Origin of the sequence: Bacteroides sp. (genome assembly GCF_030151085.1) — a bacterium.
In the GTDB taxonomy this organism is placed as follows: domain Bacteria; phylum Bacteroidota; class Bacteroidia; order Bacteroidales; family Bacteroidaceae; genus Bacteroides.
On sequence record NZ_JASLER010000092.1, the window covers coordinates 26,995 to 52,936 of the forward strand.

Sequence of the window (25,942 nt, forward strand, 5' to 3'; positions counted from 1 at the left end):
GCACGATATTGGCGATAAATTACTTACCAAGTAACGGCTGTTTGTTTTGCAAATATGCTGTATTTTTTAGAAAAACGCAAATGAAACACAATTAATCTTTAAATATATCTAGTGATTCAGGGTGTAGACACACCGTAATTCAGACAAACATACATATTATTCCATATTTCCATCCGTATACGTACATGAAATATATCTTCTGCTTTCATACTTGAAAAGCAGAATGCCTTCTTATAGTCTTTATCGTAATAATAAATCCTTTTTCCTTCCTACTAACACAGTTTTTGAAACGCTTTTCTATGCTGCATTGATAGTAGTTAGCCGTTACTTGGTAAGTAATTGCACAAACAAAAGACCTGTTTTATGGATTGTATAAATATAGAACTTAAGAAAGGGGACCATATTTGGGTAGAAGAAAAAGATGTTTTAGGTAATCCTTTACGCTTGCGACCAGCCGAAGTGCTGAGAGTCAATTCTTTATCGTCTATAATGAAAGTCAATACTTATGTAGCGGTACATTATCTTGATAGCGGTGATGTAAAATATGAATGTGTTGCGATGGAGCAAATAAAAGGATTTAATACTAACCAATAACTTATTTACTAACAATTTAATTATTACAAGATGAAAAAGTTTTTTTCTTTGATGTTGCTATGTGCAACAATTCTTTTCACATCGTGCTCAAACGATGACGATCCGACACTTGTGACGGGCATAAGTCTTGATAAGACTACCCTATCCCTTGCCGTGGGACAAACTGCTACTCTATCCGCTACCATAGCTCCCGAGAATGCCTCGATTATGGAAGTAAGTTGGATTAGTTGTGATAAGTCCATTGCTACCGTAGATAGCAAAGGTGTAGTGACAGGAGTCTCGGCAGGCAAGGCAGTCATTTCGGCTATCACTGCCAATGAAGGTAAAATCGCTTCATGTACTGTTACTGTTACGGCTGAGTAACTCCATCTGTTTATTTACAAATTAATATTAAGTTAAAACGTATGAAAAAGATTTTCTCTTTAATGTTGCTATGTGCAACTGTTCTTCTGACCTCTTGTAAAGATGATGACGACCCGATTATAGCTACTACTGTGAGTCTCGATAAAGAAGTGTTGTCGCTTGTCGAAGGCACTACCGGTACGCTTACCGCTACTATTACCCCCGATAATGTAGAAACCAAAGACCTCACTTGGATGAGTTGCGACGAAACAGTGGCTACTGTAGACGGTAGTGGTGTGGTGACAGCTCTGAAGGTAGGCGAAGCCACAATAACTGTAGTTACACGCAGTGGTGGCAAATCAGCCTCTTGTGTAGTGAAGGTGACTCCTGCTCCTATAGCAGTGACAGGCATCACCCTCGATAATGCCCAGTTTTCGCTCAGTGCTGACGAGAAAGCACAACTCACCGCCACCATTGCTCCCGAAGATGCCACAAACACCAATGTGACGTGGACCACAAGCGATGCCGGCATAGCAACTGTAAGCCCTACCGGTGAAGTGACTGCTGTAGGCGTAGGCGTTGCCACCATCACCGCTACCACCGAAGATGGCGGCAAAACCGCTACTTGTATTGTGACAGTAGCAGATAGAGCTAACTTCTTGTTTTATGGAGTTAAAAATAAAAAATTGGTTTACTATGATGGACAGAGTTTGAAGCCTGTAGAAGGTGCTTCCGCTTATTCTATTGCGGTTTCAGCATTGCTAAATAAAGATTTCTATGCAATGGATTTTAGTGGGAATGCTTATAAAAATGGCGTGATTTGTACTGATGCCGATAAGATACCGACAGATATATCAAGACCCAGTAAAATGTTTGCAGCTGGAAATTCTCTTTATATAGTTGGTACGAATATAAAGGGAGAAGGTGCTTATTGGAAAGACGGAAATAGAGTATTCACAGCCGGCGGAGGTATGGGTATTGAAGGAGCCTGCGTTTTGGGTGAGGATGCGTTTGTTGCACTAAATAATAGGAATGCCAAGACTTTAGTTGTCGCTAAAGGCCGTGATTTGGAGATGTTCGAATTACCTTATACTGGTAGTATTACTGTCAATGATTTGATGGTTTATGACGGTAAGGTTTATTTGGTTGTGTATACAAGCAGTGATAAAATGTGTCGTCGATACGTCTATAATGGCACTACAATGGTCGAAGATGCTTCTGTAGAAGCAAACACTGTTCATTATATTGGTGCAAAAGGTGGCTTGTTTGCTATATTAACTGCAACGGACAAGACTATAAATGTCTACAAGACTGATTGGAGTAAAGCTTTACCAAGTTTAGCAATACCTTCAGGTCTAACATTGAGTCCTTATGGTATTATGGCAATAGGAGAAGGTAATGACACTTATGTGTATGGTGGTTGTGAAAATGCTACGACAAAGCAAGATGAAATCTATGTATGGAAAAACTCCGTTGATCCGATAAGAATGCCGGCAGATACAATTAGAGCTTTGGTACATATTTCTGAATGATAGACCGTTCAGGTAAGGCAATGCCTATATACAAATAAGAATAGACGAAGGATGCACATTATATACCCTATAATTGCATCCTTCTTTTTATGAATACTAAAACCATTAAAAAGAAAATTATGACAAGAAAGAAAACTGTTGCTCAAAAGACGACCGATGTCCAAACAGCATCAAAAAAAAGACCATCCACGATGTAGTAGCTCCCGGCAACCGCTGGACCGACGCCTTGCGTGTCATCCGTTCCTTTCATCCCGAAGCTACCATCATCCTGCCCGACGAAAAGATATCCGTCCATCCCGGCGATGATGTCCGTAGTCTTATTGCTACTTATGTTGCTGTGATTCGTCTGGCGCTCGACCATGGGGTGGGTGAGTGGAAAGGGCACACCTCCGAGTGCTGCATCAAGCAAGTGCGGCATCTGCTTACCTATCATTTCTACTTTCACGAGGGCTGCATCAGCGATAAAGAATTCAATGTATTAATCGAAGATTTGCTGTACGTACACAAAAGCAAGTTGCCTTGATTGATTTTATTGTCGTTTTATTAGAAAAAAGTTATCGTTATATTCTTAATTGTTTTTACAATAGGAATATAACGATAATCAGAATCTGTTTTTGCTTGAAAGAGCAGAATGGGAAACTATAGTTTTTGCACTTCTTCCCGTCCTTTTTTATACCTTCTGCCATTCTTGTAGTTATTCCTTTTTCTTCAGCATACGCCATCGTTGCAAGCGTATCTCTATATACTTTGATACTTGCATCATATTTCTCTCCGTTCGGCTGGATTACAAATCCAGCCGAACGAGTATGACAATTTTTAATCTGACTTAAATATTTAGAGTAAAGGAAGCTGTCGTATTGTGATGACACACTTGCTTATATTATAATAAGGAAGCGCATAACTTGCGTATTTCATATAATTTATTTGCGAGCGCATTTTCTTTACGGGAAACAGCCAGGTTGTAACGAGTCTGCATATTGATAAGCAATTCTGCATTGATGTTTAAAGCAGCCTCTATCATAAGAGCAAAATCACTTGTTACGGGGCGTTTGCCGTTAAGTATTTCGTTAAGCATAGTGTATGACACTCCTAATACTTGAGAAAATTTCTTTTGGGAAATTTTCCTGCACTCTAATTCTTCTTTTAAAACATCACCTGGATGTGTGGGTAATCTATCTATTGTTTTCATAAACACTTTATTGATAATGGTTTGTTATATTTAATATAGTACAAACTGTTATGATCGGTTCGCTTCCTTCAATCTTTATTTTAAATTCTAAACGGTAATGATAATCTATTCGAATAGAAAAACAATCTTTGCCGCTTAATGATTCAAAATTCAATGAATTGAAGATAAATAAATCTTCAATTCTAGTGGCACCCATTAAAGTATCTATACGCTTTTGATACTTTTTTATCACAGAAGTTTCAAAACGATATTTTTTACTTTTGCACTTGCCATCATTGTAAAGTTCACGAAGATAGTCTTTGTCATATTCAATAATCATTGGTATGTATGCTTGTTTATGCAAAGATAGAAGTTTTTTGGTAAATATTCACTGAAATAGTGAATGTTTTCTTGCTATATCTCCTTACATCGAAATAATTACAACTATTTTACTCCTAGAAGTTTACGCGAGTGATAACGTAATTATTTACTTTTTATCTTTAGTCTGCTACTCTTATATTTGCATCACTGTACAGTGAGAGAAGAATTAGTATGCATGGACTATTTAGATAAATATCCAAACATTCAATATGTAGCAATGAAAGAAAAAATATACATTATCAGTATGAGGCAAATAGATGATATGTTTGCCTCCGATGCATCATGTCTTATACATAAACACATCATCGGTTTAGGCAGTCCGCCCTAGATATACGATAGTATATCTTATCTTTATTAATTATGTTGTGTCATATCGATGTCACGAGGAATATCGCGTGACGAACGTAAGTTATTGATAAACAGATGCGACTCTGCCACATTGGGTGTCATGAGCGCGTCACGACGAAAACAACCGATTATAAACCGAAAACATTTACAACTAATGGAAGAACAATTATTGCACAAAGGCTATGTCATGGTTTCGAGGGCATTGCTGATGGAAATTTGTGAGAAAAGAGGTGCGGCTAAAACTGACGATGAAGCCTTTTTGCGGATATTGATTCATGTGAATTATAAAGAAAACATAGCTTGGTATAATGGCATTCCGCTAAAGTGCGCCCGTGGTGAGTCAGTAATCTCCTTTGTGGGTTGGGCGGATATATTGGGCTGGAAGCGTGGGCATGTGCGCAACTTTATCAAACGATGTGTTACGAAAGGAGTAATCGAAATGGTGTCCGACGAATGTCCCAGTCATATTCGTGTTCCTCATTATGATGCCTGGACAGGCAAAGCGGCAGGGCAGGATTTGGTGAAGAAGCCAATTCTCAAACCTAGTGTAAACCCGCTTGAAGACAGTTTGCTACAATTCATCGACCGCTACAGCCAAGTAACCCATTTGCCTGCCGAGAGCAAAGGGCGCTTGCGCAGCCTGTGGAAGCACCTTTCTACGGTCGATCGCCAGCATGCCCTGGACGGTATCGAAGATTATTATTACGGCCTGCCCAACACTAATTTCTGCTTTCAAGCCGCCAAGTATTTGGAATACAGAACTTTTGAAAATGACGTTCTTAATTAAACATTAATCATTAAACATTCAATCCCTATGTCCGAAATCCTAAATCCCCATGATGACAGCCTTGAATCTGTTATCTTGGGTGCTTGCCTGATAGAGAGAACCGCAATGGTGCTTATTGGTGACAAACTTCGTCCCGAAATGTTCTACGACGACAAGCACTGTGAAATATATTCGGCTTTGCTGGCCATGCATCATGAGGGCAAAGCGATAGACCCCATCACCGTAAAAAATGAACTTGCCTCGCGTGGAAAATTAGAATTTGTTGGAGGGCCTATCCGGCTCCTCCAACTTAGTTCCAGCGTCGTTTCGTCGGCTCACTTGGAAGAACATGCCCTTATTCTGCGAGATATGTACATACGTCGCGAAATGATACATGGTCTGCAAGTTCTGCTTACTCAGGCTGCTGATGAGTCGGAGGATCTGGACGACGTAATGATGAAACTGCATGCATTGGTGGATCATTTGGAAGGTGAATGTGTCTTCGATAATTATCTGCGCAATATGGACCAACTGATGCTTGCCACTTTGAAGCAGATGGATGCACGTATAGCTGATAACTGCAACGGTATCACGGGTATCCCCACCGGCTTGACCGAACTGGATAAACTCACCGCCGGCTGGCAATCGGGAGATCTGATAATTATTGCCGCCCGTCCCTCGGTAGGTAAAACTGCCTTTGCACTGCACTTGGCGTTGGCAGCAGGATGCGCCGGAAAGCAGATGGTGGTGTACAGCCTCGAAATGCAAGGCGAACGCCTGGGCGACCGTTGGCTCTGCTCGCATGCTGATGACCTTAGCGCCACCCGCCTGCGCACCGGACAACTCAGTGACGACGAACAACGACAGGCGCTCGATGCTGCCCGCCAGCTCTCCAATCTGCCTATTTATGTAGACGATAATCCTAAGATGAATATGGATCACATCCGCTCGTCCGCCCTCTTGCAAAAGAGCAAGGGACACTGCGATGGGATTATTGTGGATTATCTGCAACTTTGCGAGATGAAGTCCGACCAGAAAAATCGGAACCGTGAACAAGAAGTGGCCGAAGCCAGCCGCAAAGCCAAGATGCTGGCTAAGGAACTGGACATCCCGGTCATCCTCCTGTGTCAGCTCAACCGCGATTGTGAAGTGCGTGGCGACCATCGCCCGGCATTGAGCGACTTGCGCGAAAGTGGAGCTATCGAGCAGGATGCCGATCTCGTACTGTTGCTCTACCGTCCGGCTCTCTACGATCTGCCCACAGAGCGTAAAAGCAAATTCCCTTCCGAAGGTTTGGGAATGGTAATTGTGGCCAAGCACCGCAATGGTCAGACGGGTGATGTGTACTTTCACCACAACGCCAGTCTGACGAAGATAGTAGATCATGTTCCTCCGTTGGAGTGGATGATGAAGAATGCGAAATAGTTGCTTTTTATTTGAAAAAAAACAACGGAATACTTGACTTTTCCTCTCTGATTTTGTATCTTTGTAATGTGCTTAAGAAAAGGAATAATCATTGATTAAGGCGCCTTTATCCCTCCTCTTTCCCACTTTTCCTATTAAATCATTTTTCTTAACTTAAACCTTAACTTTTTAAAGATTATGGATGTACTTGTAGAACGCTTTCAGCGCAGAAAAATTGTGAGTGACGCTAAATCTCCCATGTTGTTTTATCTTCGTCAGAAACCCAAAACTTGTGGTACGGTGGATGTAGATACACTTGCTGCCAGTATTCAGAAGAACTGTGCCATGACAAAAGGTGACGTGAAGCATGTCATTGTGGCTCTGGTGGAAGAGATACAGGCTAATCTTTCCAATGGTGACAAGGTAAAGCTGAACGAATTCGGCACGTTTCACATGACTTTCCGTTGTCCCGGTGTAGAAACTTCGGATAAATGTACGGTTCGTAACATCAGCCGTGTCAATATCCGCTTTGTTCCCGATAAAGAACTCCGGCTTGTAAATGGCAGCAATGCCACTACGCGAAGCTCCGCCAACGTCGATTTCGTGCTCGATAAACCTACTGATGGCAGCTCGTCGGGCGGCAGTACCGGTGGAGGAGCGGGGGACGAGAATGATAATCCGCTGGGATAAAAACAGCCTCACCCCTAACCCCTCTCCGAAAGAGAGGGGGATAGGGATAGTACCGAAATCCGGAACGCTGGATTAATAATGTTTTTTTTAAAACCTAAATTGTAACTTTTATGAATAAGAAATCATCTACCTGGGATTATGTATTGAAAGTAATCATCGCACTTGCCTCGGCACTACTTGGCGCCCTTGGTGCTCATGCCTGTCCCTATAACCCAATTTAAAACCTAACCCCACCTCTCTGTCTCCCCTCTCTTTCGGAGAGGGGCAGGGGGTGAGGCTGCTTGTTTTCTATCATTATGAGATCAATCAATCTTATCGTTGTCCACTGCTCCGCAACCCGCTGTGACCGTTGCTATACGGAGTATGATTTGACAACAGACCACCTGCGCCGGGGATTCTCCGGTGCAGGCTATCATTACTATATAAGGAAGAATGGAGATATCAAATCCTTGCGACCTGTGGAAAAACTAGGTGCACATGCCAAAGGTTACAATGCAAACTCAATCGGGATTTGCTATGAAGGTGGTCTTGATGAACACGGACATCCTGCTGATACACGGACTCCTTTTCAGAAACACTCTCTACGTGTACTGGTTATGTTGCTATTAAGAGATTATCCCGGTTCCCGCCTTTGCGGTCATCGTGACCTTAGCCCCGATCTGAATCACAATGGCGAAATAGAGCCGGAAGAATGGGTGAAGCAATGTCCCTGCTTTGATGCAGCAGACCTTCTTCAAGAACCTCCACCTGTTAATCCTGCCTACCTGTAGTCTTCTTACATCTTTAGCAAGTCATTATATACTATGACTCCTCCTAAAAATCCGGTTGCCGATACAGCGAGAGCTGCTAATACATAAAAGGCAAATCCTGCCTTATGTAATTTATCGGCATATTTTTTAATAAAATGTTGGGCAAGATAGAAGGCAGAAGCAATGCACAGAAAAGTAATTGTAATTCCTGCAAAAGTGCTATGGATGTCTTTTGCCTGTGCTAAAACAGGATTGGTGAAGTTAGGCGTAAAAGCTCCCCCTACCATTGCTGCAATAATAGCTGATACTGTGGCAAAATATAAAATATACTCGCCGCATGGATAGGCAAATTTGTTGGGCTTGAAGAGCCTGAAGGCTGCGAATAGCACTCCTAATAATGTCAGTGCTATTGGGAAGTGAACCAACATAGGATGAATGTGATCGACGTTGAACATAACCTTTCAAATTTAATCTGATTAAATGAACAACTTGCTTTGTGTTTTTGTTTAATTAGATATGGTTTCATTAACTCAAAATACGATTATGATAACAGAAAAATTACAAAATGCAATTAATGAGCAGATTACGGCTGAGATGTGGTCATCGAACCTTTATTTAGCGATGTCCTTTTATATGGAGAAAGAAGGTTTCTGTGGAATGGCAGCATGGCTGAAAAAACAATCTTCGGAAGAAAATGAACACGCTTGTTCAATGGCTTCCTATATTATTAAACGTGGTGGAAAAGCCAAGTTGGACAAGATTGATGTAGTTCCTAATGACTTCGGTACTCCGTTAGAAGTATTTGAACAAGTGTACGAGCATGAACGTCGCGTATCTAAAATGATTGATATGTTGGTGGATATAGCTGCTGCTGAAAAAGATAATGCTACTCAGGATTTCTTGTGGGGATTTGTTCGCGAGCAAGTTGAGGAAGAATCTTCGGCAATGACTATTGTGGATATGATTAAGAAAGCTAGTCCTACGGGAATCTTCTATATTGACTCTAAACTGGGTAAACGTAGCTAAACTTAGATAATATAATATATTAAGAAAAGGGTGCTTACATAAAAAAATGTAAGCACCCTTTCTTTGTTTACTGTATGACTTGAGTATTATTTAAGTACTTCCAGTTCTTTTCCTACCTTAATAAATGCGGCAATACACTTATCCAGATGCTCTTTCTCGTGTCCGGCAGAAATCTGTACGCGGATACGTGCCTGGTCTTTCGGAACAACTGGGTAGTAGAATCCGGTTACGTAGATGCCTTCTTCCTGCATACGGGCTGCATAAATCTGAGACAATTTAGCGTCATATAACATTACTGCACAGATAGCGCTTTGAGTCGGCTTGATGTCGAAACCGGCAGCAGTCATCTTGTCACGGAAATAGTTTACGTTTTCTACCAATTTATCGTGCAGAGCATTGCTCTCTTTCAACATCTTGAATACTTCGAGGCTGGCACCAATGATGCCCGGAGCCAGAGAGTTGGAGAATAAGTACGGACGACTGCGTTGACGCAATAGGTCAATAATCTCTTTGCGTCCAGTAGTAAATCCGCCTAAAGCACCGCCGAAAGCTTTTCCTAAAGTACCGGTATAGATGTCTACACGACCGTAAGTGTTGTATTGGTCGCTTACTCCGTGACCAGTAGGGCCTACCACTCCGGCAGAGTGAGATTCGTCTACCATTACCAAGGCATCATACTTCTCGGCAAGATCACAGATCTTATCCATAGGAGCTACGTTGCCGTCCATAGAGAAAACGCCATCTGTTACAACGATACGGAAGCGTTGTGCTTGAGCTTCTTGCAGGCATTTTTCCAGTTCGGCCATGTCGGCATTAGCATAGCGATAACGTTTGGCTTTACACAGACGTACGCCGTCGATGATGGAAGCATGGTTCAATGAATCGGAGATGATCGCATCTTCTTCAGTAAAGAGAGGTTCGAATACACCGCCGTTTGCATCGAAGCAAGCTGCATATAGGATAGTGTCTTCTGTTTTGAAGTAATCGGAGATAGCGGCTTCAAGTTCTTTGTGGATGTCTTGAGTTCCACAGATAAAACGAACGGACGACATACCGTAACCGCGACGGTCCATCATCTTTTGTGAGGCGGCTATCAAGCGGGGATGATTGGATAATCCCAAGTAGTTGTTGGCACAGAAGTTCAGTACTTCTTTACCTTTTACAGTGATAGCAGCTTGTTGTGCACTTTCAATCAGGCGCTCTACTTTGTAGAGTCCGGCCTCCTTAATTTCAGCAAGTGTGTTGCTGAGGTGTTCTTGCATTTTACCGTACATAGAAATTTTTTTTAAAGGTGATTATCTCACATAAACATGAGCATACAAAGGACACTATTTTTCTTCGAATAAACAAAGCAAAATGATAGAAAAATGAAAAAAAAGTACGTATATTTGCGCCTCGTAATTAACAAACACCTTATTAATAAATCGTATGAAGAATATTTTGGTAATTGGAGCTACCGGGCAGATCGGTTCGGAACTCACATTAGAGTTGCGTAAGCGTTATGGTGATGACCATGTTGTAGCAGGATATATCCCGAGCGCTATGCCTAGAGGCGAATTGAAGGCATCAGGTCCTTCGGCCATCGCAGACGTAACCGACCGCCAGTCCATTGAAGTAGTAGTACGTCAATTTAAGATTGATACTATCTATAATCTGGCTGCATTGTTGTCAGTAGTTGCCGAAAGCCGTCCCGCCATGGCTTGGAAAATTGGTATAGATGGATTGTGGAATATATTGGAGGTTGCACGTGAATATGGTTGTGCTGTATTTACTCCGAGTTCTATCGGTTCGTTCGGCGAAACGACACCTCATGTAGGTACTCCGCAAGATACTATTCAGCGTCCTCGTACCATGTATGGTGTAACAAAAGTAACCACAGAATTGTTAAGTGATTATTATTATACGAGATATGGAGTTGATACCCGTGCGGTACGTTTTCCGGGAATCATTTCTAATGTAACCCCTCCGGGTGGTGGTACTACGGACTATGCAGTAGACATCTACTATGCTGCCGTGAAAGGTGAAAAGTTTGTATGCCCCGTCAAAGCAGGTACTTTTATGGATATGATGTACATGCCAGACGCACTGAATGCGGCTATCACTCTGATGGAGGCTGCTCCTGCCAGATTGAAACATCGCAATGCGTTTAACATTGCTTCCATGAGCTTTGATCCGGAAGAGATTTATCAGGAAATCAAGAAGTTTGTACCCGATTTCGAAATGGAATATCAGGTTGACCCCTTGAGACAAGCTATTGCCGACAGTTGGCCTGATTCATTGGATGACTCCTGTGCTCGTGAAGAATGGGATTGGAAACCACAATATAACTTGGAATCCATGACTGTAGACATGCTTGAAAAGTTAAAAGCAAAATTAAATAAGTGACCTTTTGGTCTACAAAAATGAGAAAATTATTACTGGGATTTTTCTTACTAGCCTTTTTGATTTCATGCGGAAATAAAAAGACGAAAATAGATCCCTTTGCTACTCTTACTGATATGGTGGATTCGGCTAGCAATCGCAAAGCCGATTCACTGCATCAGCAGGCAAAGGAAGAACCGAAACCTATAGAGGCTGATGAGCTGTTTGATGATTTTATCTTCAATTACGCTTCGGATGATGCCCTGCAAAAGCAGCGGACAATCTTTCCATTGCCTTATTATAACGGAGAGACTCCGACGAAAATAGAAGAAAAATTCTGGAAACATGACTACCTTTTTACTAATCAGAGTTACTACACCCTACTTTTTGACAATGAAGATGATATGGACATGGTAGGGGATACTACTTTGAAATCGGTGCAGGTAGAGTGGATATATCTGAAAACCCGTATGGTAAAGAAGTATAACTTTGAACGCCGGAAGGGCATGTGGAAGCTCGAAGCTATCAAATTGCGTCACATTGAAGAAGGGGAGAATGAAGACTTTGTCAGCTTCTATGCCCGGTTTGCAACCGATAGTGTATATCAAAGCCGCCATCTCAGTGATCCGTTGCAGTTTATCACCATAGATCCGGATGATGATTTTTCTATATTGGAAACTACATTGGACGTGAACCAGTGGTATGCTTTCCGTCCAGTATTGCCTGCCGATAAACTTTCGAACATTAACTACGGGCAGCAGAACGAGGATAATTCAAACACCAAAATATTGAAGGTAAACGGTATCGGAAATGGTTACTCCAATATCTTCTACTTCCGCAAGCGGGGTGGGGAATGGGAGTTGTACAAATATGAAGATACAAGTATTTGATAATTAATTATTAATAAAGGAGCTGATACAGTGAGGCTTGAAGGGAAGAAGATACCCAATACATTCGGGTTTGATGTCAAAGCAGATGTTTGGCTGGAGTATGAATCAGTAGAAGAATTGGAGAGGTGGATCGCCGAAGGGTGCGTTGCTTCTCCTTATCTGCATATTGGTGCAGGCAGTAATTTGCTGTTTGTCAAAGACTATAAAGGTACGGTGCTGCATTCGTGCATTAATGATGTGACAATTACTGCGGAAGATGAAGATAAAGTATTTGTACGTGTTGGTGCAGGAGTGGTGTGGGATGATTTTGTAGGTTACTGTGTGGATCATAACTGGTATGGTGCCGAAAATCTATCCTTGATACCGGGTGAAGTCGGTGCAAGTGCTGTGCAGAATATCGGTGCTTACGGTGTAGAGGTAAGGGATTTGGTTTCTTCCGTTGAAACGATAAACATTCAAGGCGAGAAGCGTGTTTATCAGGTGGATGAATGCGAATATGCTTATCGGAAAAGTCTGTTCAAACAACCGGAAATGAAATCGGTGTTTGTGACCTATGTAAATTTTTGCTTGTCGAAAAAAGAACATTATACGCTGGATTATGGTACTATCCGCCAGGAACTGATGAAGTTTCCGGCTATTGATTTAAAAACTCTGCGCCGGGTAATTATTGATATCCGTGAAAGTAAATTACCTGATCCGAAAGTCTTGGGTAATGCCGGAAGTTTTTTTATGAATCCTATTGTACCACGCGTGCAATTTGAAGAATTGAAACAGCAATATCCTTCTATGCCTTATTACGACGTAGATGCGGATCGGGTAAAAATACCTGCCGGATGGATGATTGATCGGTGTGGCTGGAAGGGCAAGGCATTGGGACCTGCTGCTGTTCACGACAAGCAAGCGTTAGTGTTGGTCAATTTGGGCGGTGCTGCCGGTAAGGATGTCATAGCTTTGTCGGATGCTGTCAGAGCCTCTGTACGTGAGAAATTCGGAATAGAAATTCATCCGGAAGTAAACTTTATTTAGTTAGAAGTTATGAAAATAAAAATATTGGGGAGCGGAACTTCTACGGGGGTTCCGGAAATAGGTTGCACTTGTCCGGTTTGCACTTCTACCGATCCGCGGGATAACCGCTTGCGTGCATCATCTCTTGTGCATACTGATGATGCTACCATCTTAATAGATTGTGGTCCTGATTTCAGGGAACAGATGTTACGTACTTCTACTTTCGAGAAGCTCGATGGTGTGCTGATTACCCATGAGCATTACGACCATGTAGGTGGTCTGGATGATTTACGTCCTTTCTGCCGTTTTGGTGAGATCCCTATTTACTCGGATGCTTATACTGCCAATCATTTACGTATCCGGATGCCCTACTGCTTTGTCGACAAGATATATCCGGGTGTACCCCGTATCTACTTGCACGAAGTGGAAGCAGGTAACCCTTTCTATATAAACGAGACTGAAATGGTACCTCTACAAGTAATGCATGGCAAATTACCTATTCTGGGTTATCGTATCGGAGGACGTTTAGGATATATAACGGATATGCTGACAATGCCCGATGCTTCTTACGAACAATTGAAAGGGTTGGATGTTTTGATAGTGAACGCTTTGCGTCCGCAATCCCATCCAACGCACCAAAGCATCTCTGAGGCTTTGGCGACTGCAGAACGGATTGGGGCAAAGGAAACCTATTTCATCCACATGAGCCATCATGCCGGCCTTCATGCTGAGTTGAGCAAGCAGATGCCACCCCATGTACACTATGCTTATGATGGACTGGAAATAGATTTCTAAACTTTTTGAAACATTTGTTTTGTTTTATTAGTAGAAAATGTTATTTTTGCCAAAACTTGTTGTGTGAATGCCATGAAACTCCGAGTCGTTATAAGAATAGCTGTCATCGTATCTGTAGTGCTACTATGCACGGGCTTCGGTGTGTATTCTTATTTTAGGATGAATGCGGCAGAAAATCAACAAGATTTTAACCTCTATTCTTTGGTTCCGCAAGATGCTACAGCCATACTTGAAACGGATCGTATGGCAGAAATGGTAGAAGATATCAATCAATTGCATTGCAGCAAAGACAATCATTTCCTGTATGTATCGGAACTCTTTGTTTATCTGAAAAAGTATTTATATACTTTGGTGGAAGATACTCCGCACGGATTAAGCAAGCAGATGAATAAGATGATGATCAGTTTCCATGAACCGGATACTCCAATGAACCAAGTTTTGTATTGTACCCTCGGCTCGGGCGATTATGAGCTGGTGGAGTCTTTCATACAAAAGTATTGTTCCAGTATTTTTCCTTCCAAGTTTTTTGATTATAAGGGAGAGGAGATACGCATATATCCTATGGCAGACGGTCGCTTCTTGGCGGCTTACTTTACACCGGATTTCTTGGCCGTGAGTTTTCAGAAACATTTGATCGAAGATGTAATTGACGCATATCGTAAGAAAGAATCGTTGATGCAGCTTCCTTCTTTCCGTGCTATGCAGGCAGGGAAACACAATAATGTGTCGGCTACGGTTTATGTGCGCATGAAGTCTGTAGATATGGGTAAGCCTACCGATGGTATTCGTTCGCAGTCTCGCTTGGGAAGTTGGGCGGAATTTGATATGAAGTTCAATGAAGATGCTATCTACTGTTCCGGTATCAGTCACGGGGTGGATACCACACAGACATTTATCAATGCTTTACGCAAACAGAAACCGGTGGAAGGTTTCTCAGGAACATCTCTTCCATCTTCTACCTTCTTCTATGATCGTTGGGCTATTTCGGATAGGGAGGCTGTGTTTACCTTTACTGCCCGGCAAGAATATGCTAAGGCAACTTATTCTGATTATATCAAAAACCGTGATGTAGAGTGGATTACTTTTCTGACTGAGCATAGTGGTGAAAGTGTGATGTCTTGTTTGTTCTACGCCAATGACACTCTGGATAATCATCCTTGTGCGATAATGAGCATTCCTGTTAAGAATGAATTGGAGGCTGAACGACGTTTGCAATCCTTGCTATACACTACTCCTAAAGAGGAGGACGCACCGAATGTACCAAAGATTTCTCCTGACTATAATCAATATCCCAAAGCCAGGAAATTCAAACGATATGTGTTGCCTCGAAATACGATGTTGACTCAGATGACCGGTATTACGGAATCAGCGCTTTATACATTTGCCTGTTTTTATAAGGGGCATCTTTTGCTTGCTCCTGATGCCGTGAGTCTTTCGGCTTACATTGATGCACTAGAGAATGGGGATGTGATGGATGGAAAGCCAACTTATGAAGAAGGAATCGGCAGTTTGTCTCCTTCTTACAATTTCGTGATGATGGCCGATATGGAAGAGATGTTGCGTCAACCGGAAACCTATGTGCGATTGATTCCTAATTTTTTCTTCCGCCAGGCAAAATTCTTCCGTCATTTTATCTTTGCAGTGCAGTTTACATGTACGGACGGAATAGTTTATCCTAATATTGTACTCCTCTATAAAGGAAGTGAGCCTGATTGATATCAACAAAAAAGGGAAAGCATGCTTTCCCTTTTTTGTTGATATGTTGATTCCTGTTTAGAAAGGCAGATCATCCTTTGCGTCTCCTGAAAGAAACTCGGGTGCAGCAGATGGTGCCGGAGGAGGAACAGGTGCTCCCGGTGCCGGTGCTGCATTGGCAGCGCTTACACGTTCTACTTTCCATGCACGGATACTATTGAACCAACGGTCTTGCCATTGGCGTGCATCTACGTCAAAGGATACGGTTAATTCTTCACCCATCTGGATATTGAATTGCTCTATTTTATCTGCTCCGAAAACGTCGAAACACATTTTGCGGGGGTATTGACCGTGGTCTTCGATTACGAATTCTTGTGATTTCCACTCATTGCCTGTCTTGGAAACTCCGCCTCTGGGCTGGAGTATAGCAATAATTTTTCCTGTAAATTCCATTGTTCTCTATTTTAATGATGCGGCGAAGTTACAATTTTTTAGTAATATGAGACGAATAATCGGCTGTTTTTTCTTAGTATTTCTTTGTTGTAGGGAATTCTTTTTTTAACTTTGTCCGTTAGTTTAAAAGAAGACAAAATAAAAACTTAAATATACAGATTATATGAAATTTATCGTTTCAAGTACTGCACTCTCCAGCCATTTGCAGGCTATTAGCCGAGTGATTAATTCGAAGAATGCACTGCCTATTCTGGATTGCTTCCTTTTTGAACTGCAAGACGGAACTTTGACTATTACGGTTTCTGATAGTGAAACAACTATGGTTACTTCAGTCGAAGTGAACGAAAGTGATATGGACGGACGTTTTGCTGTGACTGCCAAGACATTATTGGATGCATTAAAAGAAATCCCCGAACAACCGTTGACGTTTGAGATAAATACGGATTCTCTCGAAATCACAGTACAGTATCAGAATGGTAAATACAGCCTGATGGGGCAGAATGCGGATGAATTCCCACAATCGGCTATGTTGGGTGACAATGCTGTACGAGTAGAAATGGATGCGCAGATTCTGTTGGGTGGTATCAATCGTGCTGTGTTTGCTACGGCTGACGATGAACTTCGTCCTGTAATGAACGGTATTTATTTTGATATTACTACCGAAGATATAACTATGGTTGCATCAGACGGTCATAAATTGGTTCGTTGCAAAACGTTGGCTGCCAAAGGTAACGAACGTGCTGCTTTCATCCTTCCTAAAAAACCGGCTTCTTTGATGAAGAACTTGTTGCCTAAGGAACAAGGTGCGGTTACTATTGAATTTGATGAACGCAATGCTGTGTTTACTTTGGAAAGCTATCGCATGGTATGCCGTTTGATTGAAGGTCGTTATCCGAATTACAACTCTGTAATTCCACAAAATAACCCGTACAAAGTAACGGTAGATCGCCAGCAATTGGTGGGAGCATTACGCCGTGTATCTATATTCTCTTCTCAGGCAAGTAGCCTTATAAAACTGCGTATGCAGGAAAATCTTATCGTTATCTCTGCTCAGGATATCGATTTCTCTACTTCTGCGGAAGAGACTTTGATATGCCAATATACAGGCAATCCGATGAGTATCGGTTTTAAATCAACTTTCTTGATCGATATACTGAATAACTTCTCTTCTAACGAAGTTATTGTGGAATTGGCTGATCCTTCACGCGCCGGTGTCATTGTTCCGGTGGAGCAGGAAGAAAACGAAGATTTGTTGATGTTGTTGATGCCGATGATGCTGAATGACTAAAAGAACTGAACGATTTGTCTTCCCATAATGAGGACACTGAGAGTACAGAGTTTGCATTCTGTACTCTTTGTGTCCTTTGTGGTGAAAAACAGTAAATACAAAATTCCATGAAATTAAATCTGAAAAATCCGCTTGTCTTCTTCGACTTAGAGACTACCGGTACAAACATTAATTCTGATCGGATTGTTGAAATCTGCTATTTCAAAGTCTATCCAAATGGGAATGAAGAAGCGAAAACCATGCGCATCAATCCCGAAATGCCTATACCCGCCGAATCATCTGCCGTGCATGGTATTTACGACGAAGATGTGGTTGATTGTCCTACTTTTAAAGAAGTAGCGCGGAAAATAGCCAATGATATTGAGGGCTGCGACCTTGCCGGTTTCAACTCCAACCGTTTCGATATTCCTGTTCTGGCAGAAGAATTTCTTCGTGCTGATGTCGAAATAGATATGACTCGCCGTAAATTTGTGGATGTGCAGGTTATTTTCCATAAGATGGAACAGCGCACCTTGTCTGCTGCATATAAATTTTATTGTGGCAGAAATTTGGAAGATGCACATACGGCCGAAGCAGATACGCGTGCCACTTACGAAGTGTTGATGTCTCAATTGGAACGATATCCTGAAGATTTAAAGAATGATGTAGCTTTTCTTTCCGAATATTCCAGTTATAACAAAAATGTTGACTTTGCCGGTCGCATGGTTTATGATGATAATGGAGTGGAAGTTTTCAATTTCGGTAAATACAAAGGGATGTCTGTATCAGAAGTTTTAAAGCGTGATCCGGGTTACTACAGCTGGATTTTAAACAGTGATTTTACTCTGAATACTAAGGCGACGTTGACAAAAATACGTCTGCGTGAAATGACTCAAAAGTAACAGGACACATAGGTGATAGCTGTTAATTTGTAATTTGTAACTTACATCATGGCAAATACGCTGAAAGGAAAAAAAATAATATTAGGTATCACCGGAAGTATTGCTGCTTATAAAGCATGTTATATTATCCGTGGATTGATAAAATGCGGTGCAGAAGTGCAGGTTGTTATTACCCCTGCCGGTAAGGAATTTATTACTCCTATTACTTTGTCTGCTTTAACCAGTAAACCGGTTATCAGTGAATTCTTTGCCCAGCGTGATGGTACTTGGAATAGCCATGTAGATCTGGGCTTATGGGCAGATGCTATGCTGATAGCTCCTGCAACGGCTTCTACCATTGGTAAAATGGCAAATGGGATTGCCGATAATATGCTTATTACTACTTATCTTTCGGCAAAAGCTCCTGTGTTTGTGGCTCCTGCCATGGATTTGGATATGTATGCCCATCCTTCTACACAAAAGAATTTGGAAACACTGCGTTCATACGGTAACCATATTATAGAACCTGCTACAGGAGAACTAGCCAGCCATCTTGTTGGAAAAGGACGCATGGAAGAACCCTCAACTATCATTCTCCATTTGGAGAGATACTTTGCGGCAAAAGAAGGCGATCTGGTAGGGAAGACCATTATGATAACAACCGGACCTACCTACGAAAAGATTGATCCGGTGCGTTTTATCGGTAATTATTCGTCAGGAAAGATGGGATTTGCACTTGCTGATGAATGTACTAGTCGGGGGGCAAAAGTGATCTTGATCACGGGACCGGTTCAGCAAAAAACTCACTTTCCGGTATACCAACGTTGCGATGTAGAGTCGGCACAGCAAATGTATGATGCGGCACTTTCTTTGTTTGCCAATGCGGATGCCACTATCTTGTCGGCAGCTGTAGCTGATTACACTCCGGAGCAGGTAGCTGATGAAAAGATCAAACGGGAAAAAACCGGAAATATGTCTCTTCATCTGAAACCGACGCAAGATATTGCTGCTACTTTGGGACAATTGAAGAGTACATTGACTTCTAAACTTGCCAAGAAAGTATTGGTAGGTTTTGCTCTTGAAACCAATCAGGAACAACAGAATGCCGAAGATAAACTCAATCGGAAGAATCTTGATTTTATTGTTCTGAACTCTCTCAATGACGAGGGAGCAGGTTTTCGTTACGATACCAATAAAATCAGTATCATTGATCGGGAGAATAAAACCGATTATCCGCTGAAATCTAAAGCAGAAGTTGCTACGGATATTATAGATCATTTAGCAAAGGTATTGCAAGAAACAAAGTAGGTTCTTGCAAAGTTGTGATTGAATTAATAATTTATAATTCTTAATTGATAACATGTTGCGTTCACTTTACATACAGAATTATGCGTTGATTGAGAAGCTTGATATTGATTTCAGCAGTGGCTTCTCTGTAATTACAGGTGAAACAGGTGCAGGTAAATCCATCATTCTGGGAGCTATCGGTTTGTTGTTAGGGCAACGTGCTGATGTGAAGTCTATCCGTATCGGAGCATCGAAGTGTGTTATTGAAGCACGTTTTGATATATCTGCCTATGGTATGCGTCCATTCTTTGATGACAATGAATTGGAGTATGAAGACGAATGTATTCTTCGCCGTGAAGTTTATTCTTCAGGCAAGAGCAGGGCGTTCATTAACGATACTCCGGCATCATTGGGGCAGATGAAAGAGCTGGGTGAACAACTGATAGATGTACATTCTCAACATCAAAATCTCTTATTGAATAAAGAGGGTTTCCAACTCAATGTACTGGATATACTTTCGCATAATGAAAAAGATCTGGATGTATATCAAGCATTATACAAAGAATGGAAACAGGCGCAGCAAGATTTGGAAGACCTTTTAGCCCATGCTGAACAGGATAAATCTGATGAAGATTTTATTCGTTTTCAATTGGAACAATTGGAAGAAGCACATTTGTTGGCAGGTGAACAAGAAGAATTGGAACAAGAGGCTGATACACTGAGTCATGCCGAAGATATCAAAGCAGGATTGTACCGTGTGAATCAAACATTATATTCAGATGAAGGTGGCTTATTAGCCGGACTGAAAGATTGCTTGAATACAATGCTAGGATTGCAGAAGGTTTACGTTCCTGCCGGAGAATTTGCCGAACGCTTGGAGAGTACCTATATTGAATTGAAAGATATTTCTCAGGAAGTATCGGACAGGGAAGAAGAAATTGAATTCAATCCGGCACGACTGGAAGAAGTGAACGAACGCTTGAATTTGATTTATACCCTCCAGCAAAAACATCGTGTAACCACAGTTGAGGGGCTTTTGTCCTTGGCGGAAGAATATGCTGCCAAACTTTCTGCTATCACTTCCTCCGAAGAGAATATTGAAGAATTGAAGACCCGTTGTGACTCTTTATATAATAAGGTGAAAAGTCAAGCGGCTATATTAACTAAATCCCGTACATTGGCTGCTCATGAAGTTGAGAAACAGATGGCTGCACGTTTGATGCCATTAGGAATGCCTAACGTTCGCTTTCAGGTAGAAATCGGTGTTCGTAAAGAACCGGGAGTACATGGCGCTGATACCGTTAACTTCCTGTTTTCTGCCAATAAGAATGGAACTTTGCAAAGCATATCTTCGGTAGCATCCGGCGGTGAAATAGCCCGTGTCATGTTATCTATCAAAGCCATGATAGCAGGTGCAGTCAAACTTCCTACAATCGTATTTGATGAAATAGACACCGGCGTTTCAGGTGAGATAGCCGACCGTATGGCAGATATTATGCAAGAAATGGGTGAGAGTGATCGTCAGGTAATCAGTATTACCCACTTACCACAAATTGCCGCTCGTGGATGTGCCCATTATAAAGTATATAAACAAGACAATGAAACTGAGACAAACAGCCATATCCGTCGACTGACCGATCAGGAACGGGTAGAAGAGATAGCTCACATGCTAAGCGGAGCTACCTTGACCGAAGCTGCTTTGAATAATGCCAAAGCTTTGCTTGGGCTGTAGAAAATGATTAGTGAAATAGTAACTCCAATCGTAAATCGTAAATAATTAAATCGTAAATAAATAGATGGTTGATAAAAGTGAAATGATTTTCGGCGTTCGTGCCGTGATAGAAGCCATTCAGGCAGGAAAAGAAATCGACAAGATACTAGTGAAAACTGATATCCAAAGTGACTTGTCCAAAGAGTTATTTGCCGCCTTGAAAGGGTTGTTGATACCGGTACAACGTGTTCCTGTGGAACGCATCAACCGCATAACTCGTAAAAACCACCAGGGAGTGATTGCTTTTGTATCTTCGGTTACTTATCAAAGGACTGAAGACTTGGTACCGTTCCTTTTTGAGCAAGGTAAAAATCCTCTATTTGTAATGTTGGATGGAATTACGGATGTTCGTAATTTTGGTGCTATTGCCCGTACATGTGAGTGTGCAGCAGTAGATGCCGTAATTATTCCGGCTAAGAATAGTGTATCGGTAAATGCCGATGCTATGAAAACCTCTGCCGGCGCATTGCATACCTTACCTGTTTGCCGTGAGCAAAGTTTGAAAGAAACTTTGCAATTCCTCAAAAACAGTGGTTTCCATATTGTAGCTGCTACTGAAAAGGGAGATTATGATTATACAAAGGCTGACTATACCGGACCGATGTGTATCATTATGGGAGCTGAAGATAGAGGGGTATCATACGATAATTTGGCATTATGTGATGAATGGGTGAAGATCCCTATGTTGGGAACCATTGAATCGCTTAATGTATCGGTTGCTGCCGGAGTCTTGATTTATGAAGCTGTGAAACAACGTACTCCACAGGAATAAAAAACAGATGATCTGTTTACCCCAAACGGATGATGTATTTCACCCAAACAGATGATGTATTTGATGCAAACAGATGATGCATTTCGGGCCAACAGATGATGCGTGATTTCAAGAATAAAAAGAAAGATAATTGAAATATGAAAAAGAAAACCTTCTTATTGCTTACTCTCTGTTTGTTGACTCAATGGAGTGTAGCGCAAGCGCCCAAATGGGTGGAAAAGGCCAAACGTTCGGTCTTTTCCGTAGTGACTTATGACAGTAGCGACAAAATACTGAACACAGGAAATGGCTTTTTTGTAACGGAAGATGGTGTGGCACTATCCGATTACAGCTTGTTTAAGGGAGCCCAACGTGCAGTTGTGATAAACTCGGATGGTGTGCAAATGCCGGTAGAGTCTGTTATGGGAGCTAACGATATTTACGATGTTGTTAAATTCCGTGTGGGTATATCAGGAAAGAAAGTGCCTGCCTTGACATTGGCTGCTACAGATCCTGTGGTTGGGGCTGATGTATACTTGTTATCATACTCTACTCAGAAAGACCGCTCCTATACAGCAGGAAAAGTGAAAGAAGCCAGTAAAGTAGCAGGAAATTATTACTACTACACACTTGACATGCATTTGAAAGATAAAATGGTAAGCTGCCCGGTAATGACCGTAGACGGACAAGTATTTGGTTTGGCTCAAAAGTCATCCGGACAAGATACTGCCACTATTTGCTATGCTATTGATGCAAACTTTGCTATGGCTCAGAGTGTAAGTGCTCTATCTTATAGCGATATGTCCTTGAAGGGAATCGGAATCAAGAAAGCTTTGCCTGATACCGAAGAACAAGCTTTGGTATTCTTATACATGGCATCTTCGCAATTGTCTCCTGAAAAGTATATGGATATCTTGAATGATTTTATTGCTCAGTATCCTACTAGTGCCGATGGTTATCTTCGTCGTGCTTCCCAGCAGTTGTTTTTGTCCACTGATGATGCTTCGATGAACAAAGCAGCGGCAGATATGGATAAAGCACTGGAAGTTGCCCAGAAGAAAGACGATGCTTATTTTAATCGCGCTAAAATGATTTATAGCTACCAACTGGGTAAACCGGAAAAAGTTTATAAGGATTGGTCATACGATAAAGCATTGGATGAAATTAGAAAGGCTATAGCTATCGAAGCACTTCCGGTTTATGTCCAATTGGAAGGTGATATTCTCTTTGCTAAACAAGATTATCCGGCAGCATTGGCTAAATATGAAGAAGTGAATAAAACAAACTTGGCATCTGCCGCAACCTTCTATAGTGCCGCAAAAACTAAAGAATTGATGCAGGCACCTACCGAAGAAGTTTTAGCATTGTTGGATAGCTGTGTAACACGTTTTACAGAACCTTATACCGTAGAAGCTGCTCCTTATCTGCTGGAACGTGCCCAAGTTCGTATGAATGCTGATCAGGCACGTAATGCAATGCTGGATTATGATGCGTACTTTAAGGCTGTAAAGGGTGAAGTAAACGATATGTTCTATTATTATCGTGAACAAGCTGCGCTGAAAGCAAAACAATATCAACGTGCATTGGATGATATGGATAAAGCTATTGAACTAAGCCCGAAAGACTTGACTTACCGTGCAGAATTGGCAGTAATCAATATTCGTGTGGGGCGTAATGATGAAGCTCTGAAAGTCCTGAAAGCAGCTTTGGAGATAGATCCTAAATACGCAGAAGCTTATCGTCTGATGGGTATTGCACAAGTTCAGTTGAAATTGAATAAAGAAGCTTGTGCCAGCTTTGCCAAAGCGAAGGAGTTAGGTGATCCTAATGTAGATGAATTGATTGCAAAGCATTGCAAATAGTGAATAAAAACAAAGGCTCTGTTTTCCCAAGCAGAGCCTTTATTTGGGGAAACTTTCCCCCCGTGTTAAAATTAAAGTTAAGTCTTAGGTATTAATAAGGTTATGAGTGAATTTTTCTTTTGTGTATTTATATAATAAATGCGTTTATAGAGGAAATACTGCATATATCCTGATTTTTTTTATCGTAGACGAAATAATGAATTGATTATTAATATAATAAACTAAGAACTCAATGAAAAAAGTAATTTGTAGCCAAAAGGCACCGGGAGCTATAGGTCCTTATAGTCAAGCAATAGAAGCCAATGGAATGGTATTTGTATCTGGTCAGTTGCCTATTGACGCTGTTACCGGAGTGATGGCAGAAGGTGCCGAAGCACAAGCCCGCCAGTCATTGGAGAATGTGAAGCACATCCTCGATGAAGCAGGTTTGAGTATGGCAAATATTGTAAAGACTACGGTTTTCCTGGCGGATATGTCTTTGTTTGCTGATATGAATAAAGTATATGCTACCTATTTTGACGGTGCTTTCCCGGCACGTTCGGCTGTTGCCGTGAAAGCACTGCCTAAAGATGCCTTAGTGGAGATTGAGTGCATCGCGGTTCGCTAACAAATCGGCAACAATAAAGCTACTGCCTCCTACGAAGATGAAATCTTCCGGGAGGCTTTTTTCTTGTGCAGCCCGCACGGCAGCCGGCACATCCGGATAGCACGCACCTTGAAGTCCTTCGGTAGCCGCCAGTTTAGCTAATTCTTCCTCGGGTAATGCACGCTTAACGCTGGCTTTAGTAAAATAGTAAATCGCTTCTTTAGGCAGTAATGCTAATACTCCGCGGATATCCTTATCATTTACCATACCTACTATAATATGCAGTTGGTGGTAAGATTGTTGCTTCAGTTGCTCTACAATGTAGGTAATGCCTCCTACATTATGCCCTGTATCACAAATCAGGGTAGGGGTATCCTGAAGTTTCTGCCATCGCCCCATTAAGCCGGTCAGTTCGGTGACGTGGGCAAAGCCACTACGTACTGATTGTTCATCCAGGTGATAGCCGATTTCTTTCAGGAGAGGAAGAGCCGTAAGAACAGTACGAGTATTCTTCTTTTGATAGATTCCTTTCAACTCACACTCGATCCCGGGATAATCCTCACGGTCATTTTCTTCTGCAAAATAGATAGGTGCGCCTACTTCTTGCGCCTTGTTCAAAAATACAGGTCGGGTTTCGGGAGTTGTTTCACCTATCACAACGGGAATTCCACTTTTTATGATGCCTGCTTTTTCGCCGGCTATTTTAGCCAATGTATTTCCGAGGAATTGAACATGGTCAAAACTGATATTGGTAATGATGCATAAATCAGGTCGGATGATATTGGTACAATCTAATCTTCCTCCAAGACCGACTTCGATGATAGCCACATCTACTTTCTCATCAGCAAAGTAGCGGAAGGCCATAGCAGTGGTCAATTCAAAGAAGGAAGGATGTAGCGGTTCGAAGAAGCTACGTTCTTTTTCTACAAAACGGATAACATATTCTTCCGGTACAGGTTCGCCATTGATGCGGATACGCTCCCTGAAGTCTATCAAATGAGGAGAGGTATAAAGCCCCACACGATAACCTGCTTCTTGCAATATTGCAGCAAGTGTATGCGAACAAGAACCTTTGCCGTTAGTACCCGCTACGTGAATACAACGGAATGAATGGTGAGGATGTCCGAAGTGATTATCCAGTGCTATAGTATTTTCCAGCCCTTCTTTGTATGCCGAACTGCCCACCTGCTGGAACATAGGTGCGCTGTTATATAAGTAAGATAAAGTGTCCTGATAATCCATCTTTTGTAATATTTAACAAGAAAGGAATCCTTTCTGCTTATTAATTTGTTTATCTTTATAAGCAACAAAGATATTAACTATTTAAATCTATCGAGT

General features: G+C 41.6%; 29 protein-coding genes. 22 read left to right on the forward strand and 7 right to left on the reverse strand.

Annotation, left to right across the window (positions count from 1 at the left end; all coding sequences use genetic code 11):
• Nucleotides 1–363 precede the first annotated feature (363 nt).
• From Q1W14_RS19490 to Q1W14_RS19505, 4 genes are all read left to right on the forward strand, one after another.
• Nucleotides 364–594 carry a hypothetical protein gene (locus Q1W14_RS19490; RefSeq protein WP_300704347.1) on the forward strand — a complete coding sequence of 77 codons (231 nt, stop codon included), beginning with the start codon at nucleotides 364–366 and terminating at the stop codon, nucleotides 592–594.
• Nucleotides 595–624: 30 nt separating this feature from the next.
• Entirely contained in the window at nucleotides 625–957 is a 333-nt protein-coding gene (locus Q1W14_RS19495; RefSeq protein ID WP_300704348.1) for an Ig-like domain-containing protein, read from the forward strand.
• A 41-nt stretch (nucleotides 958–998) separates the two neighbouring features.
• Nucleotides 999–2,468: an Ig-like domain-containing protein gene (locus Q1W14_RS19500; RefSeq protein WP_300704349.1), complete on the forward strand. Its 1,470-nt coding sequence runs from the start codon at nucleotides 999–1,001 to the stop codon at nucleotides 2,466–2,468.
• 226 nt (nucleotides 2,469–2,694) lie between these two features.
• Entirely contained in the window at nucleotides 2,695–2,991 is a 297-nt protein-coding gene (locus Q1W14_RS19505) for a hypothetical protein (RefSeq protein ID WP_300704350.1), read from the forward strand.
• Between the two features lie 55 nt (nucleotides 2,992–3,046).
• Here Q1W14_RS19505 and Q1W14_RS19510 read toward each other — a convergent pair whose 3' ends face one another.
• The 3 genes from Q1W14_RS19510 to Q1W14_RS19520 are packed head-to-tail and all read right to left on the reverse strand — an operon-like array spanning nucleotide 3,047 to nucleotide 3,976.
• Nucleotides 3,047–3,337 (reverse strand): hypothetical protein, encoded by a 291-nt coding sequence (locus tag Q1W14_RS19510; RefSeq protein WP_300704351.1) that lies wholly within the window; start codon nucleotides 3,335–3,337, stop codon nucleotides 3,047–3,049.
• Between the two features lie 11 nt (nucleotides 3,338–3,348).
• Complete coding sequence (locus Q1W14_RS19515) at nucleotides 3,349–3,657, reverse strand: HigA family addiction module antitoxin (protein WP_300704352.1); 309 nt, start codon at nucleotides 3,655–3,657, stop codon at nucleotides 3,349–3,351.
• Nucleotides 3,658–3,664: 7 nt separating this feature from the next.
• The gene (locus tag Q1W14_RS19520) at nucleotides 3,665–3,976 is read right to left on the reverse strand and encodes a type II toxin-antitoxin system RelE/ParE family toxin (RefSeq protein WP_300704384.1); all 312 of its coding nucleotides are present in this window, start codon (nucleotides 3,974–3,976) and stop codon (nucleotides 3,665–3,667) included.
• A gap of 543 nt (nucleotides 3,977–4,519) precedes the next feature.
• Here Q1W14_RS19520 and Q1W14_RS19525 point away from each other — a divergent pair.
• The 5 genes from Q1W14_RS19525 to Q1W14_RS19545 all read left to right on the forward strand — a co-directional run bounded on the left by Q1W14_RS19525 (nucleotide 4,520) and on the right by Q1W14_RS19545 (nucleotide 7,995).
• On the forward strand, nucleotides 4,520–5,152 hold the full coding sequence (locus Q1W14_RS19525) for a hypothetical protein (RefSeq protein WP_300704353.1): 633 nt from the start codon (nucleotides 4,520–4,522) through the stop codon (nucleotides 5,150–5,152).
• A gap of 27 nt (nucleotides 5,153–5,179) precedes the next feature.
• Nucleotides 5,180–6,556 (forward strand): replicative DNA helicase, encoded by a 1,377-nt coding sequence (gene dnaB, locus Q1W14_RS19530; RefSeq protein ID WP_300704354.1) that lies wholly within the window; start codon nucleotides 5,180–5,182, stop codon nucleotides 6,554–6,556.
• Between the two features lie 177 nt (nucleotides 6,557–6,733).
• Nucleotides 6,734–7,225, forward strand: a complete 492-nt coding sequence (locus tag Q1W14_RS19535) for an HU family DNA-binding protein (RefSeq protein WP_300704355.1) — start codon at nucleotides 6,734–6,736, stop codon at nucleotides 7,223–7,225.
• 110 nt (nucleotides 7,226–7,335) lie between these two features.
• Nucleotides 7,336–7,446 (forward strand): smalltalk protein, encoded by a 111-nt coding sequence (locus Q1W14_RS19540; protein ID WP_300704356.1) that lies wholly within the window; start codon nucleotides 7,336–7,338, stop codon nucleotides 7,444–7,446.
• A gap of 75 nt (nucleotides 7,447–7,521) precedes the next feature.
• Nucleotides 7,522–7,995: an N-acetylmuramoyl-L-alanine amidase gene (locus Q1W14_RS19545; RefSeq protein ID WP_300704357.1), complete on the forward strand. Its 474-nt coding sequence runs from the start codon at nucleotides 7,522–7,524 to the stop codon at nucleotides 7,993–7,995.
• A gap of 5 nt (nucleotides 7,996–8,000) precedes the next feature.
• On the opposite strand, the gene Q1W14_RS19550 is transcribed toward Q1W14_RS19545, so the two are convergent.
• Nucleotides 8,001–8,429, reverse strand: a complete 429-nt coding sequence (locus Q1W14_RS19550; RefSeq protein ID WP_300704358.1) for a DUF2231 domain-containing protein — start codon at nucleotides 8,427–8,429, stop codon at nucleotides 8,001–8,003.
• An 88-nt stretch (nucleotides 8,430–8,517) separates the two neighbouring features.
• On the opposite strand from Q1W14_RS19550, the gene Q1W14_RS19555 reads away from it, so the two are divergent.
• Nucleotides 8,518–9,000 (forward strand): ferritin, encoded by a 483-nt coding sequence (locus Q1W14_RS19555; RefSeq protein ID WP_300704359.1) that lies wholly within the window; start codon nucleotides 8,518–8,520, stop codon nucleotides 8,998–9,000.
• An 86-nt stretch (nucleotides 9,001–9,086) separates the two neighbouring features.
• On the opposite strand, the gene kbl is transcribed toward Q1W14_RS19555, so the two are convergent.
• Entirely contained in the window at nucleotides 9,087–10,274 is a 1,188-nt protein-coding gene (gene kbl / locus Q1W14_RS19560; RefSeq protein WP_300704360.1) for a glycine C-acetyltransferase, read from the reverse strand.
• Between the two features lie 154 nt (nucleotides 10,275–10,428).
• Here kbl and Q1W14_RS19565 point away from each other — a divergent pair, with 154 nt between their 5' ends.
• From Q1W14_RS19565 to Q1W14_RS19585, 5 genes are all read left to right on the forward strand, one after another.
• Nucleotides 10,429–11,385, forward strand: coding sequence for an NAD-dependent epimerase/dehydratase family protein (locus Q1W14_RS19565; RefSeq protein ID WP_300704361.1), 957 nt, complete (start codon nucleotides 10,429–10,431; stop codon nucleotides 11,383–11,385).
• A gap of 17 nt (nucleotides 11,386–11,402) precedes the next feature.
• On the forward strand, nucleotides 11,403–12,251 hold the full coding sequence (locus tag Q1W14_RS19570) for a DUF4348 domain-containing protein (protein ID WP_300704362.1): 849 nt from the start codon (nucleotides 11,403–11,405) through the stop codon (nucleotides 12,249–12,251).
• 30 nt (nucleotides 12,252–12,281) lie between these two features.
• On the forward strand, nucleotides 12,282–13,277 hold the full coding sequence (murB, locus tag Q1W14_RS19575; protein ID WP_300704363.1) for a UDP-N-acetylmuramate dehydrogenase: 996 nt from the start codon (nucleotides 12,282–12,284) through the stop codon (nucleotides 13,275–13,277).
• Nucleotides 13,278–13,286: 9 nt separating this feature from the next.
• The gene (locus Q1W14_RS19580) at nucleotides 13,287–14,051 is read left to right on the forward strand and encodes an MBL fold metallo-hydrolase (RefSeq protein WP_300704364.1); all 765 of its coding nucleotides are present in this window, start codon (nucleotides 13,287–13,289) and stop codon (nucleotides 14,049–14,051) included.
• 72 nt (nucleotides 14,052–14,123) lie between these two features.
• Nucleotides 14,124–15,767 (forward strand): DUF3352 domain-containing protein, encoded by a 1,644-nt coding sequence (locus tag Q1W14_RS19585; protein WP_300704365.1) that lies wholly within the window; start codon nucleotides 14,124–14,126, stop codon nucleotides 15,765–15,767.
• 57 nt (nucleotides 15,768–15,824) lie between these two features.
• Here the strand turns inward: Q1W14_RS19585 and Q1W14_RS19590 are convergent, their stop codons facing one another.
• Nucleotides 15,825–16,199 carry a DUF3127 domain-containing protein gene (locus Q1W14_RS19590; RefSeq protein WP_300704366.1) on the reverse strand — a complete coding sequence of 125 codons (375 nt, stop codon included), beginning with the start codon at nucleotides 16,197–16,199 and terminating at the stop codon, nucleotides 15,825–15,827.
• A 163-nt stretch (nucleotides 16,200–16,362) separates the two neighbouring features.
• On the opposite strand from Q1W14_RS19590, the gene dnaN reads away from it, so the two are divergent.
• From dnaN to Q1W14_RS19625, 7 genes are all read left to right on the forward strand, one after another.
• A complete protein-coding gene (gene dnaN, locus Q1W14_RS19595) occupies nucleotides 16,363–17,487 on the forward strand; it encodes a DNA polymerase III subunit beta (RefSeq protein ID WP_300704367.1) in 1,125 nt (374 codons plus the stop codon).
• Between the two features lie 107 nt (nucleotides 17,488–17,594).
• Nucleotides 17,595–18,368, forward strand: a complete 774-nt coding sequence (locus Q1W14_RS19600; RefSeq protein WP_300704368.1) for a 3'-5' exonuclease — start codon at nucleotides 17,595–17,597, stop codon at nucleotides 18,366–18,368.
• A 48-nt stretch (nucleotides 18,369–18,416) separates the two neighbouring features.
• Nucleotides 18,417–19,655 carry a bifunctional phosphopantothenoylcysteine decarboxylase/phosphopantothenate--cysteine ligase CoaBC gene (coaBC, locus tag Q1W14_RS19605; RefSeq protein ID WP_300704369.1) on the forward strand — a complete coding sequence of 413 codons (1,239 nt, stop codon included), beginning with the start codon at nucleotides 18,417–18,419 and terminating at the stop codon, nucleotides 19,653–19,655.
• A gap of 52 nt (nucleotides 19,656–19,707) precedes the next feature.
• Nucleotides 19,708–21,366 carry a DNA repair protein RecN gene (gene recN, locus Q1W14_RS19610; protein ID WP_300704370.1) on the forward strand — a complete coding sequence of 553 codons (1,659 nt, stop codon included), beginning with the start codon at nucleotides 19,708–19,710 and terminating at the stop codon, nucleotides 21,364–21,366.
• Nucleotides 21,367–21,430: 64 nt separating this feature from the next.
• Complete coding sequence (gene rlmB, locus Q1W14_RS19615) at nucleotides 21,431–22,177, forward strand: 23S rRNA (guanosine(2251)-2'-O)-methyltransferase RlmB (RefSeq protein ID WP_300704371.1); 747 nt, start codon at nucleotides 21,431–21,433, stop codon at nucleotides 22,175–22,177.
• 137 nt (nucleotides 22,178–22,314) lie between these two features.
• On the forward strand, nucleotides 22,315–24,018 hold the full coding sequence (locus tag Q1W14_RS19620) for a serine protease (RefSeq protein WP_300704372.1): 1,704 nt from the start codon (nucleotides 22,315–22,317) through the stop codon (nucleotides 24,016–24,018).
• A 232-nt stretch (nucleotides 24,019–24,250) separates the two neighbouring features.
• The gene (locus tag Q1W14_RS19625) at nucleotides 24,251–24,625 is read left to right on the forward strand and encodes a RidA family protein (protein ID WP_300704373.1); all 375 of its coding nucleotides are present in this window, start codon (nucleotides 24,251–24,253) and stop codon (nucleotides 24,623–24,625) included.
• Here Q1W14_RS19625 and Q1W14_RS19630 read toward each other — a convergent pair.
• Entirely contained in the window at nucleotides 24,593–25,846 is a 1,254-nt protein-coding gene (locus Q1W14_RS19630) for a folylpolyglutamate synthase/dihydrofolate synthase family protein (protein ID WP_300704374.1), read from the reverse strand. The genes Q1W14_RS19625 and Q1W14_RS19630 overlap by 33 nt on opposite strands.
• Between the last annotated feature and the right edge of the window lie 96 nt (nucleotides 25,847–25,942).

Bases quoted from the DNA above. Each gene is read 5' to 3' on its own strand.
- Q1W14_RS19490 (WP_300704347.1), top strand. From the start codon at position 364: ATGGATTGTATAAATATAGAACTTAAGAAAGGGGACCATATTTGGGTA.
- Q1W14_RS19495 (WP_300704348.1), top strand. From the start codon at position 625: ATGAAAAAGTTTTTTTCTTTGATGTTGCTATGTGCAACAATTCTTTTC.
- Q1W14_RS19500 (WP_300704349.1), top strand. From the start codon at position 999: ATGAAAAAGATTTTCTCTTTAATGTTGCTATGTGCAACTGTTCTTCTG.
- Q1W14_RS19515 (WP_300704352.1), bottom strand. From the start codon at position 3,657: ATGAAAACAATAGATAGATTACCCACACATCCAGGTGATGTTTTAAAA.
- Q1W14_RS19520 (WP_300704384.1), bottom strand. From the start codon at position 3,976: ATGATTATTGAATATGACAAAGACTATCTTCGTGAACTTTACAATGAT.
- Q1W14_RS19525 (WP_300704353.1), top strand. From the start codon at position 4,520: ATGGAAGAACAATTATTGCACAAAGGCTATGTCATGGTTTCGAGGGCA.
- dnaB (WP_300704354.1), top strand. From the start codon at position 5,180: ATGTCCGAAATCCTAAATCCCCATGATGACAGCCTTGAATCTGTTATC.
- Q1W14_RS19535 (WP_300704355.1), top strand. From the start codon at position 6,734: ATGGATGTACTTGTAGAACGCTTTCAGCGCAGAAAAATTGTGAGTGAC.
- Q1W14_RS19540 (WP_300704356.1), top strand. From the start codon at position 7,336: ATGAATAAGAAATCATCTACCTGGGATTATGTATTGAAAGTAATCATC.
- Q1W14_RS19545 (WP_300704357.1), top strand. From the start codon at position 7,522: ATGAGATCAATCAATCTTATCGTTGTCCACTGCTCCGCAACCCGCTGT.
- Q1W14_RS19550 (WP_300704358.1), bottom strand. From the start codon at position 8,429: ATGTTCAACGTCGATCACATTCATCCTATGTTGGTTCACTTCCCAATA.
- Q1W14_RS19555 (WP_300704359.1), top strand. From the start codon at position 8,518: ATGATAACAGAAAAATTACAAAATGCAATTAATGAGCAGATTACGGCT.
- kbl (WP_300704360.1), bottom strand. From the start codon at position 10,274: ATGTACGGTAAAATGCAAGAACACCTCAGCAACACACTTGCTGAAATT.
- Q1W14_RS19565 (WP_300704361.1), top strand. From the start codon at position 10,429: ATGAAGAATATTTTGGTAATTGGAGCTACCGGGCAGATCGGTTCGGAA.
- Q1W14_RS19570 (WP_300704362.1), top strand. From the start codon at position 11,403: ATGAGAAAATTATTACTGGGATTTTTCTTACTAGCCTTTTTGATTTCA.
- Q1W14_RS19580 (WP_300704364.1), top strand. From the start codon at position 13,287: ATGAAAATAAAAATATTGGGGAGCGGAACTTCTACGGGGGTTCCGGAA.
- Q1W14_RS19585 (WP_300704365.1), top strand. From the start codon at position 14,124: ATGAAACTCCGAGTCGTTATAAGAATAGCTGTCATCGTATCTGTAGTG.
- Q1W14_RS19590 (WP_300704366.1), bottom strand. From the start codon at position 16,199: ATGGAATTTACAGGAAAAATTATTGCTATACTCCAGCCCAGAGGCGGA.
- dnaN (WP_300704367.1), top strand. From the start codon at position 16,363: ATGAAATTTATCGTTTCAAGTACTGCACTCTCCAGCCATTTGCAGGCT.
- Q1W14_RS19600 (WP_300704368.1), top strand. From the start codon at position 17,595: ATGAAATTAAATCTGAAAAATCCGCTTGTCTTCTTCGACTTAGAGACT.
- coaBC (WP_300704369.1), top strand. From the start codon at position 18,417: ATGGCAAATACGCTGAAAGGAAAAAAAATAATATTAGGTATCACCGGA.
- recN (WP_300704370.1), top strand. From the start codon at position 19,708: ATGTTGCGTTCACTTTACATACAGAATTATGCGTTGATTGAGAAGCTT.
- rlmB (WP_300704371.1), top strand. From the start codon at position 21,431: ATGGTTGATAAAAGTGAAATGATTTTCGGCGTTCGTGCCGTGATAGAA.
- Q1W14_RS19620 (WP_300704372.1), top strand. From the start codon at position 22,315: ATGAAAAAGAAAACCTTCTTATTGCTTACTCTCTGTTTGTTGACTCAA.
- Q1W14_RS19625 (WP_300704373.1), top strand. From the start codon at position 24,251: ATGAAAAAAGTAATTTGTAGCCAAAAGGCACCGGGAGCTATAGGTCCT.
- Q1W14_RS19630 (WP_300704374.1), bottom strand. From the start codon at position 25,846: ATGGATTATCAGGACACTTTATCTTACTTATATAACAGCGCACCTATG.